Genomic DNA, 17,827 nt, shown 5'->3' on the forward strand with positions numbered 1-17,827 from the left:
AGAGCCACGCGTCTTTTCGAGAGACGCAGAGGGCACTGTAACCCTTTGAATTATGCAGTGGGCAGGCAGAGGCCGGTGCCCGCCCCTTCGATCTCCACGAATTTGACGCCGCCTTCCTCGAAGGCGAGGCGCAGCTGCGCCTCCGTCGCGCGATGGATGTCGTGGTGCCGGCCTTCATAATCGCGGATGGTGCTGCGCGAGACGGCGGCCCTCTCGGCAAGATCGGTCTGGGTCCAGTCGAGCAGGCCACGCGCCGCGCGACAGAGAGCAGGAGTGAGAATTGTTTCCCTTGCGCCTTGACCCATGATTTCAAGTTGCCCATATTGGTCGATATAAACCATATATGTCATATTACGAACGGGATTTCCAGATCGGGAGACAGCGATGCCACACGATACGCCGTTGATTTCGACAATCGTCGGCGGCCTCGTGCTGGCTTTCATTTTCGGCGCCTTCGCCCATCGGCTGCGGATGCCGCCGCTCGTCGGTTATCTAATAGCCGGTGTGCTTGTGGGGCCACATACGCCAGGTTATGTGGCGGATCAGAACCTTGCGCCGGAGTTGGCCGAAATCGGTGTCATCCTGCTGATGTTCGGCGTCGGGCTGCATTTCTCCCTGAAAGACCTGCTGTCGGTGCGTGGCATCGCCGTGCCCGGCGCGATCGTGCAGATCGCCTTTGCGACACTGCTCGGCTGGGGGCTCGGCGCCTTCATGGGCTGGCCGACCGGCGGCAGCCTGGTCTTCGGCCTGGCGCTCTCGGTCGCCTCAACCGTGGTGCTCTTGAAAGCGCTGCAGGAGCGGCGTCTCGTCGAGACCGAGCGCGGCAGGATCGCCGTCGGCTGGCTGATCGTCGAGGATCTCGCCATGGTGCTGGCGCTGGTGCTGATCCCGGCCGCAGCCAGCATCGGCGGTGAGGGTCACGCTCCTGTCGAACCGCTCTCGGCCGGGTTGAACCGCCTGTTCGGCCTCGATCTCGGCATCGGCGGCATGATCGCCATGACGCTGGTGAAGGTGGCGCTGTTCGTGGCACTGATGCTGGTTTTCGGCCGCAAGCTCATTCCCTGGACGATGCACCGCATCGCCCATACCGGTTCGCGCGAGCTCTTCCGGCTCGGCGTGCTGGCGATCGCGCTCGGCGTCGCCTTCGGCGCGGCGAAGCTCTTTGGCGTGTCGCTGGCGCTCGGCGCCTTCTTCGCCGGCATGGTGCTTGCCGAAAGCGAGCTCAGCCATCGCGCCGCGCAGGAAAGCCTGCCGCTGCGCGACGCCTTTGCCGTGCTCTTCTTCGTCTCGGTCGGCATGCTGTTCGATCCGAACATCCTGATCGACAGGCCGCTGCCGATCCTCGCCACCATCTTCATCATCGTCATCGGCAAGTCCGTCGCCGCGCTCCTAATCGTGCTCGCCTTCAAGAAGCCGCTCGGCACGGCGCTGACGATTTCGGCCAGCCTCGGCCAGATCGGCGAATTCTCCTTCATCCTCGCCGCTCTCGGCGTCGAACTCGGGCTGCTGCCGGAGGAAGGCCGCGATCTGATCCTTGCCGGCGCCATCATCTCGATCATCCTCAATCCGCTGCTGTTCTTCCTCTGCGACCGCATGCGGCCGCTGCTGGATGGTGCAAAGCGCGAAGACGTCGTGGCGGACCCTGCTCCCGATGCAGATGCGATAGCAGCGCAGGAGGAGATGCCGCCTGAAGACGACGAGGTGCACCCGACCGCCCTCAGTGGCCACGCCATTCTCGTCGGCTACGGGCGGGTTGGCAGCATCGTCGGACAGAATCTCAAGTCGTCGGCCACGCCCTTCCTGGTCATCGAGGATTCCGACAAGCGCATCGGCGAGCCGAAGGCGCAGGGTATCGAAACCCTGGCGGGCAATGCGGTGATGCGGGAAACGCTCGACCTTGCCAATCTTTCTGGCGCCCGCAGCATTGCCATCGCCATCCCCAACGCCTTCGAGGCCTGCCGCATCGCCGAGCAGGCGCGTAGCGTCAATCCATCGATCCTCATCGTCGCCCGCGCCCATTCCGACGCCGAGGTCGATGAGTTGACGCACTATGGCGCCGACACTGTCATCATGGGCGAACGCGAAATCGCGCTGGGCATGGTTGACCGGCTCGCCCAAGTGCATCATGAGAGTGTGCCCTATGAAGACAGGCATGGGCCTGATACAATTATGCCGACGGATGACCCTCCGCCGGAAAGAGAATGAGAGATTGGCGCGCTTTTGAGCCGATACGGGAGTGACATCGCCGGGACGGAGAAGATGGAGCTGGACCAGCGCCGTCTGACGAGCCGTATCGCCGCCTCCCTCCTCGTCGCCATCCTTGCCTATCTCGGCCTGCTTTTCGGCGGCAACCTGGTGATGTCGCCGGCCGCCGCCGTCAATACGCTTTCCTCTTCCGGTCGAGATCCGCAGCCGCCGCAGCTGACTGCGCGTGATGCCGTGCGCGGGCTGCTTGCCACGGAGCGCAAGCTTGCACCGAAGCAGGCGGCGCATGACGCCGGACCGCTTGCCCTTGCCGCCGCCCCGGTTGTCGATTTTTCCGGCTGGACCATGGCCGCGCCTTTTCCGGCATTTGAAGCTTCGCTTCATGCCGCAGTCTCCAGGACCTATCAGCCGCGCGCACCGCCGGTCGCTGCCTGACGCTCGCGCCGATCGGCGCTTCCGACCATTGACGACATGCCGCCAGCGCCCGAGCGCCGGCCCTCGATATCAAGGAATACAACATGCGTACTTCACGATGGCTGGTGGTCACCTATACGGTGATCATCCTACTCGGCCTATTGATCGCCCTGCCGAACGTCCTGCCGCAATCCGTCCTCCAGCGCGTGCCGGCCTGGCTGCCGCATGAGCAGGTGTCACTCGGCCTCGACCTTCGCGGCGGTTCGCACCTCGTTCTGGAAGTCGACGAAGCCGACCTGACCAAGGAGCGGCTGCAGTCGCTGCTTCAGGACGCGCGGCGCGTGCTGCGCGAAAAGGGCATCCAGCCGAAAGCCGTGGTCCGCAGCCAGAACCAGATCGTCGTGACGCTTGCCGATGCCGCGCAGAGCGATGCTGCCGTCACCGAACTCAAGACGCTTGCCAACCCGATCAGCACCGGCCTCAGCGCCGGCCAGTCGGATCTGGCCGTCACTGCGAACGGCGCCACCATCACCGTCGGCTTCTCGCCGGCCGGCATCTCCGCCAATGTCGACAATGCCGTCCAGCAAAGCCTTGAAGTCATCCGCCAGCGCGTCGACCAGGTCGGCGTCTCCGAGCCGACCATCCAGCGCATCGGCGCCAATCGCGTGCTCGTCCAGCTTCCGGGCGCGCAGGATCCGTCACGCCTGCGCGAACTGCTCGGCTCCACCGCCAAGATGTCGTTCCACATGCTGTCGCCGAACAATGCGCCCGGACCCGGCGTGACCATGCTGAAGGACGATGAAGGCAGGTCGTATCCGGTCCTCGACCGCGTCGAAATCTCCGGCGACCGCCTTTCGGATGCCCGCGTCAGCTTCGACTCGAACACGCATGAGCCGATCGTCAGCTTCCGCTTCGACAGCGCCGGCGCCAGCCGCTTTGCCGAGATCACCCGCCAGAACGTCGGCAATCCCTTCGCCATCGTCCTCGACGACAAGGTGCTGAGCGCGCCTGTTATCCGCGAGCCGATCACCGGCGGTTCAGGCCAGATCTCCGGCAGTTTCTCGGCCGATAGCGCCACGACGCTGGCCGCCATGTTGCGCGCCGGCGCCCTGCCCGCGAAGCTGACGGTCATCGAAGAGCGCACCGTCGGCGCCGACCTCGGAGCCGATGCCATCAAGATGGGCATTTATTCCGGCATCGTCGGCTTTGTGCTCGTCGCAGCCTTCATCTTCGTTCTCTATGGCACCTGGGGCTTCCTGGCGAATATCGCGCTGTTGATCCACACGATCCTGACCTTCTCGGCGCTAACGCTGGTTGGTGCGACGCTGACGCTACCGGGCATTGCCGGTGTCGTTCTCGGCATCGGCCTTGCGGTCGACGCCAACGTTCTCATCAACGAGCGCATCCGCGAAGAAACGCGCAAGGGAAGGAGCGCCTTCGCCGCCATCGACACCGGCTTCCGCCGTGCCTATTCGACCATTATCGACGGCAACATGACGGCCCTGATCGCTGCGGCCATCCTGTTCTTTTTCGGCTCCGGACCGGTTCGCGGCTTTGCCGTGACCATGGCGCTCGGCCTGATCATCTCGATGTTCACATCGGTCGCCTTCGTGCGTGTCGCGATGATCGAGATCACCCGCCGCAGCAAGCTCAAGGTGCTGAACATCCGGCCGTTGATCCCGTTCAGCCCCTATGACAAGCACATCCAGTTCATGAAGGCGCGCTTCTTCGGCATCGCCGTTTCGGCGCTGCTTTCGATTGCCTCCGTCGTGCTCTTCATTCATCCGGGCCTCAACTACGGCGTCGATTTCCGCGGCGGCATCCAGATGGCCGTCAGGACCACCGGCCCGGCCGATCTCGGGACGTTCCGTGAAGGCTTGAACACGCTTGGTCTCGGCGAAATCTCGCTGCAGTCCTTCGGCGACAAGAACAGCATTCTCGTTCGCGCTCAACGGCAGGAAGGCGGCGAAGAGGCACAGACGACAGCGGTAACCAAGCTGAAGGCCGAAGTCGCCAAGATCGATCCGACCGCCACCATCGAAGGCACCGACGTCATCGGTCCGAAGGTCAGCGGCGAGCTTGCCTGGGCCGGTATCCTGTCGGTGGTGATCGCAAGCTTCGCGATGCTCATCTACATCTGGGTGCGGTTCGAATGGCCGTTTGCCGTCGGCGCCATCGTCACGCTGGTGCTCGATGTCACCAAGGCGATCGGCTTCTTCGCGATCACCGGCCTCGACTTCAATTTGACGGCGATCGCCGCCATCCTGACGCTCGTCGGTTACTCGGTGAACGACAAAGTCGTCGTATATGACCGCATGCGCGAAAACATGCGGCTCTATAAGTCGATGCCGCTGCGCGAAATCATCGACAAGTCGATCAACGAGACCCTGGCGCGAAGCCTTTACACCAATGCGACGGCCTTCCTCGCGCTGGTGCCGATGGCGATCTGGGGCGGCAGCGCGGTCTCGAGCTTCGCGATCCCGATGGTCTTCGGCATTCTCGTGGCCGGCGCCTCGTCGATCTTCATCGCGGCACCCATCCTGCTCTTCCTCGGCGACTGGCGCCGCCGCCATGCCAAGGCAGCGGCAACCGATACGGCAGTCGAGATCATCCCCCCGGAACAGGGTCGCCCGCGCAAGTCCGCGAGCTAGCGCATAACCCCGAAAATCGGAATCGATTTTCGGAAAGGATTATGCGCAATTCAAAGTGATAGAGCGTCCTTTGCGCGTCTCAAAAGACGCGCGGCGCTGCAATTGAGATCGGGGAAACCGCTAGATGTCATCCAACCCGACAAGACCGCCGGAAACCACCGTTGCCGGAGACAGCGAGGAGCGCATCAAGCGTTTTCTCGCGACCGCTTCGCACGACCTGCAATCACCGCTCCGCCATATCGCCATGTATGCCGAGTTGCTGCTCGATGATCTCGAGGAGACGCTCGACGGCGAACAGCTTCAGAGCCTCCGGATGATCCTGGAAAAGGCGCAGACGGCGCAGCGGCTCACCAAGGCGTTGATGAGCCTTGCCGGCGGCACACCTCAGGTGACGCCTGAAGAGGTCGATCTGCAGGCGCTGGCCGAAAATGTCTGGGGCGAACTGACCGACGAGGCGGCCGTCCGTGAGGCAACGCTTGAAAGCGACGGCCTGCCTTCCATCCGGACCGACCCTGCCCTCTTCGGTCTGGTGCTGCGGCATCTTTTGACCAATGCCCTCACCTATCGCAGCGAAGCGTCGCCGCATGTCGCCATTGCTGCGGAGCGCGAGGGGACGGACTGGTTCATCCGGATTTCCGACAATGGGACGGGCATCGATCCGGCTTATCGGGAGCGAATATTCGAGCCGTTCTGGAAATTGCCGAAGGCGGGAGCGGTCCAGGGCGCTGGTCTCGGATTGACGACGGCGCGAGAGTTTCTAACGGCGCTTGGCGGCGATATCAGCCTCGAACATTCGGATGCGAGCGGCAGCTGTTTCATCATCTGCCTTCCCATCGCTTGATGGTTAGATGCTGTAATCGTCCTTCCAGAAATCCGGAACGTCATAGGTTACATATTCGCGGATGATGTGCTGCAGCGTCTGGGCATCGATTTCGTCCTTGCCGATGCGGAAATCGACGCCGTAATCCGGGAATTCCTGAAAATAGCCACCCGATATATCGGTCGAGACGACGCCGATCGGGCCGGTGTAACCGATGCCGCGCAACTCCGGCACCGTTTCGCGGAAATCGGCATTTGGCAGCAGGCGGTTGTCGAGCAGGATGAGATCGAAGCGCGCCAAGCGGATCTTTTCCAGCGCGTCACCGATCGATGGCGAATATTCAACCTCGACGGCCGGCTCGGAGAGATCGGCGATCTTCTTCTTGAGCGCGCGGAATTCGATGAATTCGTCATCGACAAAGAGAACTTTGACGGTGTTCCTCCGGCTCGTTTCGGTGATCATCGTCTCATTTCCCCAATCCCGAAACCATCTTCACGAAACCAAACCATTCCTCAAGGCGATCGCCACCATATGAACGCGGTTGACAGCGTCAAGTTTGCGCGCGGCCGCGGTGATGTGCGAATTGACCGTATGTTCGGAGAGACCGAGAATGATGGCGATTTCCGCCGACGTCTTGCCTTCGCTCGTCCATTTGACGATTTCCGATTCGCGCTGGGTCAGCCGTCCGGACATTTCCGGCGTCAGGATTTCCTCGTAGAGCTTGTCGAAAATGCGCATGGCGTCGAGAAGCATGTCGGCGATCTCACTCTGATCCGGCTCCGGACGCTCGCCGCTGAGCACGAGGCAATATCGCCGCCCTTCCGGCGTAAACAGCGGGATGAAGAGAAAGACGCCACCCAGGAATTCGTTGAAAACAAGATCGGACGGATAAACTTCCGGCTGTGCGCTCCTGCCATGGACCGGCGTTGCCAGGAACTGGGCGGTCTTTGCCCGGACGGTTCCCAGCGCTTCCTTCAACGTCGTGATGAAAAGGCCGACACGCCGGTCGGCGACATTGGTGATGACGATATCGCGTTCACCGAAAGGGGCCGAAGCCTCGGAAATGCGGGCAAGCGCGAAATTGTCGAAGTTGTAATGCTGCGCCGCCGACTTCAGCAGGCGGAAAAAATCGGTGCGGTTGATCGCCCGGCTAAGCTCCGGTCCGGCATGAAAGGGAATTGCCGGGGCATTGCTCATTCCCACTCTTCCTCTCCTCCCGCCGATACCTCTAATCCCGAAATCTTGGGATATACGTCTTAAACGCGAAGAGCTACAAAAATTGCGAGACGGTTGATGAGAGATATCGAAAACGGGGACTTTCGATATGTAAGGCGGAAATCATCAATTATCTCAACGACAGGTGATGCACGGGCAGATTTTACTGAGGGGCAGTAGTTCTTACCTGGGTATCGTATTCTTCCTGCATTCAACATCCATGAATGCGAGAAGGCAGTGCCAGACGTAAGCGCGAGAGAGCCGAAGACCCATTCAGCTAAGGGGTTGGCTGATGTTCGTGGCGGCGAACGCGGGTTGATCGGTTCTCTCAGCGCTTATTTTTGCGTTCCATATTCTTCGCTCCGGTTGCATCTTGTGATGCGTCCTCGACCTTGTCAATTGCGGTTTGTCATATGGCTTGGACGAATGAGAGAGAATAGGTCATACGGCTCTCGCCGTTTTCTACATCTCAAGATTGAGAATGATCGTGGCAAGGTCAAGTGGCTTTTCCAGATAGACATCGGCGCCGGCATCGAGTGAGCGTGCGCGGTCCTCGGCAGCATCCGATCCGCTGCAGATAGCAAGCCGCATCGCCTTGAAACGATCATCCAGGCGCAACCGAGTGATGAGGCTGATGCCGCTGTCGAGTGGCATGTAGAGATCGGCGACCAGCAGGTCAGGCGGGGCCTTGCCTTCCGCCGCGCGCGTCTCCAGCGCCTCCAGCGCCATTTCGGCCATGGAGAAACAGAATAGATCGACGTAAATCTGCTGCTTTCTGCAGATATAGTCGAGATAGAAGAGGTCATCCTTACTGTCGTCAACATAAAATAGGGTGGTCATCTAGCACCGTAATTTGGATATTGTTCGAATGAACCTCGCTGTCCTTCGACATCACCATATCGCGGTTCCACTGAAATTCGATATACCTTATCGCAGATCATTTCGCAAAAAGCATGGCACCGCCCTGCCTTGCCTATTGAGTATTCCTCGATTTCGGAAAAGATGGCCGCGCGAACCGAAGGAGGACACACGGGTGCAGGATCAGGGCAACGTGGACCTGCAGGACCAGCCAAGGCGGCACTACCGTGCCTTTGCGATTGGGGTCGGCTTCATGATGTTCCTTCTCGGCGTGACTGCCCTTGCCGGCTGGCTGCTGCAGGTCGAGATTGTCATTTCGCTGGTTCCCGGCTTTCCGTCGATGGCCTTCAACACCGCGCTCTGCTTCGTGCTTTCCGGCGTGGGGCTTGCCGCCTCGACACTGGCGGCCCGCCGTTTTCGCATAACGGCAACGATCACGGCGGGGCTTGCGGCGGCGATCGCTGCGGCCCGGCTCGTGGAAATCGTCACAATCGGGCGGACTTTTCACAATGTCGACATGTTGATCACGCGTTTCCTGGTTCCGCCCGATTTCATCGCCAAGATCGGCGGCGGCATGGGGCCGAACACCGCTTTGGTCTTCCTGATCGCCAATCTTTCGGTACTGCTCTCGCTCCACGTGGAGAAGAAAAGCCAGGTCGTGCAGGAACTGACGAGCTATGTCGTTATCACGCTCGGCATGATCGCGCTGGCCGGCTATGTCACCGATGCCGAACAGGGTTACCGCTGGGGACCCTATGCGGCGATGGCGCTGCATACGGCGATCGGCATTGTGATCTTCGGCTCGGGGCTTCTCGCCCGCTCCTGGTGGATGCAGCCGACAAACCGGGCACAGATCCCGCTGTGGATCCCGGCTGCAGTCTGCTTCACCGGCATTCTCGTCGATCTCTACACGCCGCTGGGTGTCGCCAACGGCATTCTCTATGTGCCGCTGGTGTTGACGGCGCTCTGGTTCGGCAACAGAAATGCGCCGCTTTTCTTCGCCTTTGCCTGCACCGTGCTCCTGATGCTCGGCTTTTTCGCCGTCAGGCACGACGAAGCGGCGTTCTGGCAGGAGATCGCCAACCGCACTATTACAGCTGCCACGCTCTGGCTGATCGCGATTCTCGTCTTCTATTTCATGCGCAACAATTATAACCTGGAAAGCGAGCGCGTCCGCTTCGGCGCGCTGGTGCGTGGCACCCCTGATGCCGTCGTCGTCATCGACGAGCGTGGAACGATCAAGAATTTCAATCCGGCGGCTGAAAGCATGTTCGGTTACTCCCTGCAGGAGACGATCGGCCGCAACATCAAGATGCTGATGCCCGAACCCTACCATTCCGAGCACGACGGCTATCTCGGCCATTACCGGCAGACCGGCGAGGAGCGCATCATCGGTACGACGCGCATGGTCTCCGGGCGACGCAAGAACGGCATCGTCTTTCCGATCGATGTTTCCATCAGCGCCGTCGTCACCGGCCATACAAAAACCTTCGTCGGTATCGTGCGCGACATCAGCGAGCGCGTCCGGCAGGAAGAACGGATGAAAACGACGCTTTCCCAGCTCGAGGCTTATACGGCCGAGCTCGAGCGCAGCAACCACGACCTCGATGAATTCGCCTATATCGCCTCGCATGACCTCAAGGAACCGCTACGCGGCCTGCACAACCATTCCCGCTTCCTCTTGGAGGACTATGAAGACAAGCTCGACCAGGACGGCGTGCGCCGGCTGAACCGGCTCGTGCGCCTCAGCCAGCGCATGGAGAAACTCGTCAACGACCTTCTTTATTTCTCTCGGCTCGGGCGGCAGCAACTGGCGGTCAAACGCACCGATATCGGCCTGATCGTCAAGGATGTCGTCGCGACGATGGAGCTGTTGCTGGAGGAACGGCATGCCAAGGTCATCATCGACGGCCGGCTGCCGGAGGTGGTCTGCGACGCGCCGCGGCTGACCGAAGTGTTCCGCAATCTCATCACCAATGCGATCAAATACAACGACAAGCCGGCGCCGCTCGTCTCGATCGGTTACCTCGATCGGTTCGTCGGTCAGGACGGCACGGTTGCCCGCAACGTGTTTTTCGTTAAGGATAACGGCAAGGGCATTCCGCAGGAATTCCACGAGGATATTTTCCGCATTTTCAAGCGGCTGGAAAAGTCGCAGGATTCCGACGACGGCACCGGAGCAGGCCTTACCTTCGTCCGCAAGATCATCGCGCGGCACAATGGCGATATCTGGCTGGAATCCGAGGTCGGCACCGGCACGACATTTTATTTCACCCTGGGAAAAAAGCGCGAGGGGCAGAATGCAGCAGCGTGACACGCAACCGATCCTGATCGTCGAGGACAGCGAGGACGATTTCGAAGCGACGATGCGCGCCTTCAAACGCACCAACCTGCGCAACTCGATCCGCTGGGCGGCCTCCGGTCAGGAAGCGCTCGACATGCTCGGCTCGATGGTGCCGAAACCGGGACTGATCCTGCTCGATCTCAACATGCCGGGCCTTGACGGCCGCAAGACGCTGGAGGCGATCAAGTCGAACGCCGGCTGGCGCAAGATCCCGGTGGTGATCCTCACGACCTCCGACGACGAGCGCGATATCGAAGGCTGCTATGCGCTCGGCGCCAATACCTATGTGCAGAAGCCGGTCGATCTCGACGGGCTCTTCGCCGCGATCCAGCGGCTGAAGGAATACTGGTTCGAAATCGCGATCCTGCCGCTCGAGGACTGACAGATTGGCGGAACACTGCTCCATTCTCATCATCGACGACAACATCGACGATCGCGAGGTCTATCGCCGCATACTGGGCCGCGTTTCCAGCACCGCCTATACCGTCGTGGAGGCGGAGACGGGCGAAGAGGGCCTTGCACTGAACGGCCGGAAACGGCCGGACTGCATCCTGCTCGACTATTCGCTGCCGGGTCGCGACGGGCTCGGCGTTCTTGCCGATATCCTGGAGAGTGATCCCGCCGCCAACGTCATCATGCTGACCGGCCAGGGCAACGAAACCGTCGCCGTCGAGGTGATGAAGAGCGGAGCGCGCGACTATCTGACAAAGGATTCGCTTTCGCCTGAAACACTGCATCGCTGCATCCAGAATGCCATCATGCACGGCATGCTGGAAGCAAAGCTGGAGCAGAAGCGGCAATCGCTTGAGATCTTCACCCGCGCCATGGCCCATGATTTGAAAGAGCCGCTCCGGACGATCAAATCCTTCAGCCGCATCCTGCACGGTTCTGCCGCGCTTCCAGCCGAAGACCGGGAATTGCTCGATTACGTGCTCAGCGCCGCCGACCATATGGAAGACCTGATCGTCAAGGTCTCGGGTTTCACCAAGCTCGAGGCCTACGGCGGGCTGGAGCTCAGGCCGGTCTCGCTATCTGATGTGCTCGACCAGGTGGAGGACAATCTGCGTCAGCAGACCGAAAGCCGCGGCGCCGTCATCATCCGCGGGGCGCTGCCGGAGGTCATGGGCGATGCGACGCTGCTGACCCAGCTCCTGCAGAACCTGGTGTCGAATGCCATCCGCTATTGCGAGCAGAAGGTTCCGGAGATCAGCATCACAGGCGAAGCGCAGGGCGATATCTGCCGCCTCACCGTGCGTGACAACGGGCCTGGCATCGATCCTGAGCATCGCGAGCTGATCTTCCAGCCGTTCAAGCGCCTCGTCGGCCGCGGCATCGAAGGCACCGGGCTCGGCCTTGCCATCTGCCGCCGCATCGCGCAGATGCATGGCGGCTCTATCTGGTGCGAGGCAGAAAATGGGCCGGGCGCCACCTTCATTCTCGAAGTGCCGCTCGCCGAGACTAGGTCCACGCCGCCTGCCGCATCGGCCATCCCGCACAGCGCCAGGCCGGCGGAGCAGCCAGGCGAAGGTTCGGGTAGGCTGGCCGAAGTGCTGCTGGTGGAAGACAGCCCGGCCGACATCCAGATTCTGAAGATCAAGCTGATGCGGCGGGAGAAGGTGAATTTCAACCTGCATGTCGCCACCAACGGACGCGAGGCAATGCGGCTGCTCGAAGAACGCGCTGGCATCGCCGATGTGCCGCAGATCGACTTGATGCTGCTCGACATCAACATGCCGATCATGGACGGCTTCGAGGTGCTGCATGCGCTTTCAGCCGACGTCCGCCTCAAGCAAATTCCCGTCTGCATTCTCAGCACGTCAAGCGACGAGAGCGACATGCGACGGGCCAGAAATCTCGGCGCGCGCGCCTATATGGTCAAGCCGCCAACCTTGCAGCAACTGGAAGAGGCACTCGAAGATGTCGAACATTTGGAGTTGTTGCAGCGCGGCGATTCGCTTGCGCTTTGTGCGGAACAAAACTAAGCGATCGTCATTGGCAACGGTATGACCTTCGCAGCTCTCATACTCGCGCTCCTGACGACGCCGCTTCAATCAGGACTGCTCTCGATGGTATCAGGCATACATCACGTCACGGCCGTCACCCGAAAGGTGCAGGCGAACGTGGACTTCTACGCGGGATTTCTCGGCATGCGGCTCGTCAAGCAGACAGCCGGTTACGAGGACGCGACCCAACTTCATCTTTTCTATGGCGATGCGGCAGGGACACCAGGGTCGCTCCTGACCTTCCTCGCCTGGGAAGATGGTGCGCCCGGCCGGGCCGGCTATGGCCAGATCAGCGAAATATCGCTGTCGATCGACCCCGCCAGCATCGGCTACTGGCTGACGCGCGCGATGAGCTTCGGCCTGCGCTCGGAGGGACCAGCCGACGAATTCGGCGAGCCTGTCCTGCGGCTGAAGGACCCTGACAACATCATCCTCAAGCTCGCAGGCGCAAAGAACCTGGTATCGCCGGCCGCCTGGGACGGTGCCTCGATCCCGGTCGAGCATGCCATCCAGCGGGTGCGCGGCGCGACCATGCTGACGGAGAAGCCCGCCGCAAGCCGCAGCTTCCTTGAGAGCCATTTTGGTTACCGTTTCCAGGCCAGCCGCGGCACGATCGACAGGCTGGTTTCGCAATCCGGCGACATCATCGACGTGCGCGATGCGCGCGGCTTCTGGTCCGGCGCGCCGGGCACCGGCACGGTCGATCACGTCGCCTTCCGCGCCGCCGACGAGGAGACGCTGCTTTCGGTGCGCAAGGCGCTGGAAGCGACTGACGCGTCACCGACCAACATGCACGACCGCAAATATTTCCGCTCGCTCTACGCTCGTGAGCCCGGCGGCACGCTGGTGGAGCTCGCGACCGACAAACCCGGCATGACCGTGGACGAAGAGCACGCCGCCCTCGGGGGCAAGCTCTTCGCGCCACCCGAAGCCATCACCAATCTCCATGACCTGAAGGTGATGCTGCCGCAATTTTCAATGCCCGGCCAGCCGCGCATCAATTATCGCGAGCTGCCATTCGTCCATCGCTTCTATACGCCCCCAGACCCAGACGGCAGCGTCTTCGTGCTCCTGCACGGCTCCGGCGGCAATGAGACGACGCTGATGCCGCTCTTGAACAAGGTGGCGCCGCGGGCAACGCTGCTCGGCGTGCGCGGCCGGGCGACGGAGGAAGGTTTTCCGCGCTGGTACAAGCGCATTACCCCCTTCTCCTTCGACCAGAACGACATCAAGACCGAGGCCGAGGCCTTTGCGGCCTTCATCGAGGGGGCCGTCAAATCCTACGGGCTCGACCCTCAGAAAGTCGTCTATGTCGGCTACTCCAATGGCGCCAACCTTTTGAACTCGCTGCTCTACCTGCATCCGAACCTGGTTCATAAGGCGGTGCTGCTGCGCTCCATGCCTGTTCTCAGCGACTTTCCGCATGCCGATCTGAAGGGCACGGACCTGCTCGTCATCAGCGGCAAGACGGATGCCTACGGCAAATATGCGAGCGAGTTGGAAGAGAGGCTGAAGAGTTCGGGCGCCACCGTCGATTCCGACGTCATCGCCGGCGGCCACGATCTCGGCGATGCCGACGTGCCGATCATCCAGAAATGGCTGCTGCAGGAAAATCGCTGACGATCAGCCGCGGCGGGCAACCATGATGCCGGCAAGCACGACGGCGCCGCCGAGCGCCTGCATCGTCCCGATCGCCTCGTTAAGCAGCGCCCAGGCAAGAATTGCCGCGACGACCGGCTGCAACAGCAGCGTCAGAGAGGAAAAGGCCGCCGGCAGATAGGCGAGCGCATAGGTGATCGCCACCTGCCCGCCGGCATGGCTGATAAAGGCGAGGCCGAAAACGATCGACCAGCCATAGACGGTCGCGGGCAGCATATGGCCCTCGTAGATCAGGCCAATCGGAAAGATGAAGGCGGCAGCCGATGCCGTGCTCCACAACATGATGCGGATCGTATCGAAGCGGCTGCGCAGCCTGCCGATCGCAAGGATGTAGCAGGCATAGAAGAAGGCGGCGATCATCGCGATGCCGTCGCCGCTGAGGTCGCCATTGCCGACGGCTGCTGGTCCGCCCTTCAGAACGACGACGCCTGACAGCGCCAGGACAAGCCCGAGCAGGAAGACGCGGCTGATCCTCGCGCTGAAAAAGGCGAAGGCGATCAGCGTGACGAAAACTGGTGCGAGGTTGGCAAGCAGCGTCGCATTGGCGACCGACGTCATGGTGAGCGAAAGGTGCCAGGCGCCGAGGTCGAGCGCCAACATGACGCCTGGGAGAATGAGCATGGCATAGTCGGAAAGGCTTTGCGGCTTCGGTCCCCTTTCCTTCTTCAGCAGCGAGACGATGACGATCGGGATCAGCGCCAGCGCCACGCGCCAGAAGGCCGTCGCCATCGGGCCGACTTCGGACAGCCTGACGAAGATCGGCGAGCCGCCGATTGCCGCCCCGCCGAGAAGGAGCGCCGCAAGGGCGAAACGATTGGAAGGCGAGGCTTCGGAAAGGGTGGAGGCAGCCTGCGACATGGTCTCGATATTTCTGCTCGCCCGAATGATGGGTCAGCGGGATGTTGATGGCCGAGGAACTATCAGAAGTCGATCACCGGGGACAGTCGAAGAGCGACATATTGGTGGAAAATCAGGCAGGATGCCTATTCGTCGAGCTCGTCCGTAGCTTTTCGGCGATCTCGCCGGCGACGAAAAAGGCATGCTCGGTCACCTGCGGCAGTCCCATCAGCTCGCCGAATGTGCCGCGCGCCAGCGGGCCGGAGATCAGCAGCGAAGGATCTGCCTTTCCCGTCGGGCCGATCGCCTCGGAACGATCGGTGCAGGCAAGGCCGAGGCCTGTGGGATCAAGCGACARGTGGTCGCTTGCCGCAAGTGCCGCGAGCCAGGACTGGGTTTCGAGAATACCTCCATGCGCTGGGCCGGTGGTGACGACGACGGCGTCATAGCGCCGCTCCAACGGCTGGCGCAGATGACGCGGCTGCAGGGTGCAAAGAATGAACTCGCCTTCAATGCTCGCATCGGCGACCGAGCCGGCCAGGATATCGAGGCGGCCGGAGGCAATCGCCGCGTCGAGCACGGCCTCGACCTGCGGGGCGATACGGAAACGGTGGACATCCCAATAGGGACGCAGATGGCGGACGAGGCGGCGTCGTTCGGCAACCGGCAGCGCCTGCCAGAGATCGTATCCCTGCGCCCGCACCTGGTCGATCACGCCATGCCAGCTTATGCCCTCCGCCTTCGCCGCTTTTATCGCAGTGCGGATCCCTGTCAGCAGCGACACGGCGGAATGGGTCGCATCGGAGACGAAATCGCCGAAGAGCTGCTGCGGCACCGGCGCATGCCCGCGAGACCGCAGCCCGCGGCGCGAGATCGCCGTTACCGGACCGTCATGCCCGCGCTCAGCAAGCGAGGCAATGACATCAGCGGCCGTCAGGCCGTTGCCGATGACCAGCACCTGGTCATGCGGGCGGATCACGTCGAGCGCGCCGGGCTTGGTGGTATCGGCGACGAAACGGGGATGGGCCGCAAGCCGGCTCGCAAGCCGGCCGGGGGCTGCCGGCGGCGGATGGCTGGTGGCGATCGCGACGATATCGGCCTCCGTCACGCCGCCTCTGTCGTCGAGGATCGACCAGCGGCCGGCACGGCGCTCGACACCGGTCACTGCGGCGCGGCAATGACGCACTGCACCGTCTTCCAGCAACGGCTTCAGCAGGGAGGCGACATAATCGCCGAACAGCTGGCGCCGGGGGAAGAGCAGGCCCTCGGGCTGTTTGGCCTCAGGGTCGTCGGCGACGGCGTCGCGGGCTTCGATCCAGGCCTGGAACTCCCCCAGATCGTCGGGCTGCAGGCTCATCTTGGCGGCTGGAACATTGATGCGGTGGGCCGGATCGGCCGTGTCATAGGCAAGGCCGCGGCCAAGCTCGGCGCGCGGCTCGAAGACCACGATGACAGGGCGCTCGCCGCAGCTGGCTCTCGCGAGATGATAGGCGACGCCGGCGCCGGAGACACCGCCGCCGATGATGGCGACGACGGGCTGTTCAGACGTCGGGAGAGGCTTGGGCTGCATGGTGGCCGGGATCATTGCTTTCGATGCCCGAGCATAGAAGCGGGGCAATGGTCACGCAATCCTCCTCCCCCAATTGTCTATAATTATTATGTAGATTTAGCCTTACCCCGATACCGTTGTCGAGAACTCGGGATCGCCGCGGACCGTGTTGCTCACCGTGCAGATCTCGTCTTCCGCGGCATGGGCTATATTCCGGCGGGTTTCCTCGTCGATATCGCCCTTGATCGAGAAGGCAATATTGAACTTCGCAACGCGCGAAAGCCCTTCCGCCGCCTTCTCGCCGGTGACGTCGGCGGTGATTTCGCTGATCTTGTCGAGGACGCCCATCTGGCTGGCGGCGATGYGGGCGCTGAGCACCAGACAGGCCGAGAGCGAGGAATAGAGCAGATCGAGCGGATTGAAGCCCGGCTGCGACGGCGTGGTGACGATATCGATCTCGCCTCCGGTGGCGGAGGTGACATGCGGAAAACCGGTGCGGCCGAGAACGGCGGTGGCGCCGGTTGGACGGGGACGAGCTTTGAGATCGGCCATGATGAAACCCTCCAACGAATATCCTTCAAATAGTGTTCTCCGCCTCCGGCGGCAATGGCGCTGCTGCCATCGGTTTCGGAACCTTTCCACCCGTCATCGGTTGAATACATCTGAACGAAATCAGCGACAAAGGTGAGTTGCAATGCGCAATGTCCGCAGCATGGATCACCAGGGCCGGCGGATGGATGCTCGCGATCGACTGATCGTTGCGCTCTATGCGCAGCTGAAGGCCGAGCGGGCAACGCGCGAAACGCTGGAATGGGCCATCCGAAACGGCGCGGTCTCACAGGACGTGCTGGAAGCCATCGCTGCCGATCCGGTTCCTGTCGTCACCAGCGAGGATATCGCATCGTTGGAGAAGATCATTGCGCTCGACGAACGGCGCAAACCAAATCGGAAGTAGAACATGATGCCGAAAACCGTGAGCGGTTTTCGGCATCATGTTCACTGTTGAATAAAAGAGGAGATCCGAAATGGCCGATATCACCTATCAGGTCGTGCCGCATGACAATGGTTGGGCCTATAAGCTCGGCGACACACTTTCGGAGACCTATGCGACTGTGGATGAAGCGATTGTCCATGCCAAGGACGCCGCGTCGCGCCAGAAGATCGGCAATGGCGATGCGCTGCTCGCCTATCCCTCACCCGACGGTGGCTGGGAATTCCAACCGCTCGAAACCGACAAGAGCGGCAGCCGGCTCTGATTTGCGACGGAGGATG

Annotated in this window: 17 protein-coding genes; 10 read left to right on the forward strand and 7 right to left on the reverse strand. The window is 61.7% G+C overall.

All coding sequences use genetic code 11. From position 1 onward, the window contains the following. Nucleotides 1–50 precede the first annotated feature (50 nt). Entirely contained in the window at nt 51–350 is a 300-nt protein-coding gene (locus tag AC1ECN_RS03155) for a helix-turn-helix transcriptional regulator (protein WP_017990271.1), read from the reverse strand. Nucleotides 351–384: 34 nt separating this feature from the next. Between AC1ECN_RS03155 and ybaL the strand changes: the two genes are divergently transcribed. The 4 genes from ybaL to AC1ECN_RS03175 all read left to right on the forward strand — a co-directional run bounded on the left by ybaL (nt 385) and on the right by AC1ECN_RS03175 (nt 6,111). Next, complete coding sequence (gene ybaL / locus AC1ECN_RS03160; protein WP_477952174.1) at nt 385–2,205, forward strand: YbaL family putative K(+) efflux transporter; 1,821 nt, start codon at nt 385–387, stop codon at nt 2,203–2,205. A gap of 54 nt (nt 2,206–2,259) precedes the next feature. Continuing rightward, on the forward strand, nt 2,260–2,640 hold the full coding sequence (locus AC1ECN_RS03165; RefSeq protein WP_130671956.1) for a hypothetical protein: 381 nt from the start codon (nt 2,260–2,262) through the stop codon (nt 2,638–2,640). An 83-nt stretch (nt 2,641–2,723) separates the two neighbouring features. Further along, nucleotides 2,724–5,270, forward strand: a complete 2,547-nt coding sequence (secD, locus tag AC1ECN_RS03170; protein WP_130671955.1) for a protein translocase subunit SecD — start codon at nt 2,724–2,726, stop codon at nt 5,268–5,270. Between the two features lie 124 nt (nt 5,271–5,394). Continuing rightward, nucleotides 5,395–6,111: a sensor histidine kinase gene (locus tag AC1ECN_RS03175; protein ID WP_130671954.1), complete on the forward strand. Its 717-nt coding sequence runs from the start codon at nt 5,395–5,397 to the stop codon at nt 6,109–6,111. A gap of 3 nt (nt 6,112–6,114) precedes the next feature. On the opposite strand, the gene AC1ECN_RS03180 is transcribed toward AC1ECN_RS03175, so the two are convergent. From AC1ECN_RS03180 to AC1ECN_RS03190, 3 genes are all read right to left on the reverse strand, one after another. Beyond that, entirely contained in the window at nt 6,115–6,552 is a 438-nt protein-coding gene (locus tag AC1ECN_RS03180) for a response regulator (RefSeq protein ID WP_018072544.1), read from the reverse strand. Nucleotides 6,553–6,582: 30 nt separating this feature from the next. Further along, nucleotides 6,583–7,287, reverse strand: a complete 705-nt coding sequence (locus tag AC1ECN_RS03185; RefSeq protein ID WP_018072543.1) for a helix-turn-helix transcriptional regulator — start codon at nt 7,285–7,287, stop codon at nt 6,583–6,585. Between the two features lie 480 nt (nt 7,288–7,767). Beyond that, the gene (locus AC1ECN_RS03190) at nt 7,768–8,145 is read right to left on the reverse strand and encodes a response regulator (protein ID WP_130671953.1); all 378 of its coding nucleotides are present in this window, start codon (nt 8,143–8,145) and stop codon (nt 7,768–7,770) included. Nucleotides 8,146–8,173: 28 nt separating this feature from the next. On the opposite strand from AC1ECN_RS03190, the gene AC1ECN_RS03195 reads away from it, so the two are divergent. The 4 genes from AC1ECN_RS03195 to AC1ECN_RS03210 are packed head-to-tail and all read left to right on the forward strand — an operon-like array spanning nt 8,174 to nt 14,130. Beyond that, on the forward strand, nt 8,174–10,477 hold the full coding sequence (locus AC1ECN_RS03195; protein ID WP_018072541.1) for a sensor histidine kinase: 2,304 nt from the start codon (nt 8,174–8,176) through the stop codon (nt 10,475–10,477). After that, on the forward strand, nt 10,464–10,889 hold the full coding sequence (locus AC1ECN_RS03200) for a response regulator (protein WP_018072540.1): 426 nt from the start codon (nt 10,464–10,466) through the stop codon (nt 10,887–10,889). The genes AC1ECN_RS03195 and AC1ECN_RS03200 overlap by 14 nt, the downstream gene beginning before the upstream one ends. 4 nt (nt 10,890–10,893) lie before the next feature. After that, nucleotides 10,894–12,489, forward strand: a complete 1,596-nt coding sequence (locus tag AC1ECN_RS03205) for a response regulator (protein ID WP_130654604.1) — start codon at nt 10,894–10,896, stop codon at nt 12,487–12,489. A gap of 21 nt (nt 12,490–12,510) precedes the next feature. Continuing rightward, nucleotides 12,511–14,130 carry a VOC family protein gene (locus AC1ECN_RS03210; RefSeq protein ID WP_174826518.1) on the forward strand — a complete coding sequence of 540 codons (1,620 nt, stop codon included), beginning with the start codon at nt 12,511–12,513 and terminating at the stop codon, nt 14,128–14,130. A gap of 3 nt (nt 14,131–14,133) precedes the next feature. Here AC1ECN_RS03210 and AC1ECN_RS03215 read toward each other — a convergent pair whose 3' ends face one another. From AC1ECN_RS03215 to AC1ECN_RS03225, 3 genes are all read right to left on the reverse strand, one after another. After that, nucleotides 14,134–15,027, reverse strand: coding sequence for a DMT family transporter (locus AC1ECN_RS03215; protein WP_075224306.1), 894 nt, complete (start codon nt 15,025–15,027; stop codon nt 14,134–14,136). Between the two features lie 112 nt (nt 15,028–15,139). After that, the gene (locus tag AC1ECN_RS03220) at nt 15,140–16,591 is read right to left on the reverse strand and encodes an FAD/NAD(P)-binding protein (RefSeq protein ID WP_029767798.1); all 1,452 of its coding nucleotides are present in this window, start codon (nt 16,589–16,591) and stop codon (nt 15,140–15,142) included. An 87-nt stretch (nt 16,592–16,678) separates the two neighbouring features. Beyond that, complete coding sequence (locus AC1ECN_RS03225; RefSeq protein ID WP_477952181.1) at nt 16,679–17,107, reverse strand: OsmC family protein; 429 nt, start codon at nt 17,105–17,107, stop codon at nt 16,679–16,681. A gap of 142 nt (nt 17,108–17,249) precedes the next feature. On the opposite strand from AC1ECN_RS03225, the gene AC1ECN_RS03230 reads away from it, so the two are divergent. Together AC1ECN_RS03230 and AC1ECN_RS03235 are read left to right on the forward strand one after the other, a co-directional pair. Next, nucleotides 17,250–17,510 (forward strand): hypothetical protein, encoded by a 261-nt coding sequence (locus AC1ECN_RS03230; RefSeq protein ID WP_018072534.1) that lies wholly within the window; start codon nt 17,250–17,252, stop codon nt 17,508–17,510. 70 nt (nt 17,511–17,580) lie between these two features. Beyond that, nucleotides 17,581–17,811 carry a DUF2188 domain-containing protein gene (locus AC1ECN_RS03235; RefSeq protein WP_130671952.1) on the forward strand — a complete coding sequence of 77 codons (231 nt, stop codon included), beginning with the start codon at nt 17,581–17,583 and terminating at the stop codon, nt 17,809–17,811. Nucleotides 17,812–17,827 lie beyond the last annotated feature (16 nt).

This window comes from Rhizobium sp. 01N447_2 (assembly GCF_056399245.1).

Bases quoted from the DNA above. Each gene is read 5' to 3' on its own strand.
- AC1ECN_RS03155 (WP_017990271.1), bottom strand. From the start codon at position 350: ATGACATATATGGTTTATATCGACCAATATGGGCAACTTGAAATCATG.
- ybaL (WP_477952174.1), top strand. From the start codon at position 385: ATGCCACACGATACGCCGTTGATTTCGACAATCGTCGGCGGCCTCGTG.
- AC1ECN_RS03165 (WP_130671956.1), top strand. From the start codon at position 2,260: ATGGAGCTGGACCAGCGCCGTCTGACGAGCCGTATCGCCGCCTCCCTC.
- secD (WP_130671955.1), top strand. From the start codon at position 2,724: ATGCGTACTTCACGATGGCTGGTGGTCACCTATACGGTGATCATCCTA.
- AC1ECN_RS03175 (WP_130671954.1), top strand. From the start codon at position 5,395: ATGTCATCCAACCCGACAAGACCGCCGGAAACCACCGTTGCCGGAGAC.
- AC1ECN_RS03180 (WP_018072544.1), bottom strand. From the start codon at position 6,552: ATGATCACCGAAACGAGCCGGAGGAACACCGTCAAAGTTCTCTTTGTC.
- AC1ECN_RS03185 (WP_018072543.1), bottom strand. From the start codon at position 7,287: ATGAGCAATGCCCCGGCAATTCCCTTTCATGCCGGACCGGAGCTTAGC.
- AC1ECN_RS03190 (WP_130671953.1), bottom strand. From the start codon at position 8,145: ATGACCACCCTATTTTATGTTGACGACAGTAAGGATGACCTCTTCTAT.
- AC1ECN_RS03195 (WP_018072541.1), top strand. From the start codon at position 8,174: ATGAACCTCGCTGTCCTTCGACATCACCATATCGCGGTTCCACTGAAA.
- AC1ECN_RS03200 (WP_018072540.1), top strand. From the start codon at position 10,464: ATGCAGCAGCGTGACACGCAACCGATCCTGATCGTCGAGGACAGCGAG.
- AC1ECN_RS03210 (WP_174826518.1), top strand. From the start codon at position 12,511: ATGACCTTCGCAGCTCTCATACTCGCGCTCCTGACGACGCCGCTTCAA.
- AC1ECN_RS03215 (WP_075224306.1), bottom strand. From the start codon at position 15,027: ATGTCGCAGGCTGCCTCCACCCTTTCCGAAGCCTCGCCTTCCAATCGT.
- AC1ECN_RS03230 (WP_018072534.1), top strand. From the start codon at position 17,250: ATGCGCAATGTCCGCAGCATGGATCACCAGGGCCGGCGGATGGATGCT.
- AC1ECN_RS03235 (WP_130671952.1), top strand. From the start codon at position 17,581: ATGGCCGATATCACCTATCAGGTCGTGCCGCATGACAATGGTTGGGCC.